Consider the following 1,846-nt stretch of genomic DNA (forward strand, 5'->3'; position numbering starts at 1 on the left):
GCTGTTGCGCGAGATGAGCGCCGGGTCCGTCGGCGCCGATTCCGCGGGCCGCGACCCCGCCAAGGCCCTCGACACGCTCACCCACGCCGTGATGGGCGAGCTGGGCATCTCCATGGCCGCCCAAACGCCAAAGCCCACCACCGCCGTGGCCGGCGTCGGCTTCGACGTCGTGATAGTCCTCTGCCGCGACACCTGGAGCCGGAGCCCGGACTGGGCCGGGTCGCCGACGGTGGGCTGGTTCTACGAGGACCCGTCACGGATTCCCGCCGAGCACGGCCGGCGGCTCAAGGCCTTCCGGCAGATTCGGGACAGCCTGGCCCGGCGGATCGAAAGACTCCTGGACCTGCCGCTGGTGTCGTCCAGCCGCGACGCCCTGGCCGAGATGATCCGTAAGATACCCGGTTGATGCGGGACAGGGGCGGCCGTGGAATCCGGGCCGGTTTATTAAAAAACGAGGGATTAGCCCGATGGACGTGAGAATTTCGGAAATCGCCGGGCACGCGGGGGAGGCCGTGACCCTGCGCGGCTGGGTCTGCGGCAAGCGCCTGAGCGGGAAGAAGCTCCTCTTCCTGCTTCTGCGGGACGGCTCGGGGCGCATCCAGGCGGTCGCCTCGGCGGACGACCTGCCGGAGGGCGAGTTCGCGGCCGCGGCGGGGACCGACCTGGAATCCTCCTGCGCCGTCGCCGGGACGGTCCGGGAGGATAAACGGGCCCCCGGCGGCTTCGAGCTCACCGTGACCGGCTTCACCCCCCTCGGCCCGAGCACGCCCGATTACCCCGTCCAGCCAAGGGCCGCGGCGTGGAGGCCCACGGCGTGGACTACCTCCTCGAGCACCGCCACCTCTGGCTGCGCACCGAGCGCCAGTGGGCCGTCCTGCGCCTGCGCGACCGGGCCATCCTCCACCTGCGCCTGTTCCTGGACGACGAGGGCTACGCCTGCGTGGACTCGCCGATAATCACCGCCAACGCCTGCGAGGGGACCAGCACCCTTTTCAAGTTGGAGTACTTCGACCGGGCGGCGTACCTGTCGCAGTCGGGGCAGCTCTACTCGGAGGCGACCTGCCAGTCGCTGGGGCGGGTTTACTGCTTCGGGCCGACCTTCCGCGCGGAGAAATCCTTCACCCGCAAGCACCTCACCGAGTTCTGGATGCTGGAGCCCGAGGCGGCCTTCCTGACCCACGACGAGAACGTCGCCCTCCAGGAGCGCATGGTCAAGCACGTGACGGGGCGGGTGCTGGAGGAGAGCGCGGACCTGATCGAGAAAATCCACGACCCCAAGGGGCTGGACTTCGTCCGGGGCGAGGAGACGGCGGCGGAGGTTTTTCGCCGTCTGGAGGCGGCGCGGGACAAGCCCTTCGCCCGGCTGAGCTACGACTCGGCGCTGGAAAAATTGAAGGAGGCCGGGGAGCCGCTGGAGTGGGGGGAGGATTTCGGGGCGCCCCACGAGACGGCCCTGGGCGCCCTCCACGACGTGCCGATTTTCATCGAGCGCTGGCCCGCCAAGGCCAAGGCGTTCTACATGGAGCCCGACCCCGACGACGACCGCTACGTCCAGTGCGACGACCTCATCGGCTCGGGCGGCTTCGGGGAGCTCATCGGCGGCAGCATCCGCGCCCACGACCCGGAACTTTTGGAGAGAAGAATCGCGGAGCACGGCCTGGACCGCAAGGCCTTCGGCTGGTATCTGGACGTGCGGCGGTACGGGGCGGTGCCGCACGGCGGCTTCGGCCTGGGGCTGGAGCGGTTCGTGCAGTGGCTCGGCGGGGTGCACCACATCCGCGAGGTCATCCCCTTCCCCCGGACGATAAAGCGCCTGGACCCGTAGCGTATGCGCGGCTGTCCCGAC

General features: G+C 69.6%; 1 protein-coding gene and 1 pseudogene. Both read left to right on the top strand.

All coding sequences use genetic code 11. The features are described from left to right. Positions 1 to 406: hypothetical protein (locus tag NTW26_00540; GenBank protein ID MCX7020762.1), on the top strand; the 406-nt coding region annotated here is incomplete at its 5' end. 61 nt (positions 407 to 467) lie between these two features. Beyond that, positions 468 to 1,825: pseudogene (gene asnS, locus NTW26_00545) on the top strand (asparagine--tRNA ligase). The last annotated feature ends 21 nt before the right edge of the window (positions 1,826 to 1,846 follow it).

Source organism: bacterium (genome assembly GCA_026398675.1).
Classification (GTDB): Bacteria; RBG-13-66-14; RBG-13-66-14; order RBG-13-66-14; family RBG-13-66-14; genus RBG-13-66-14.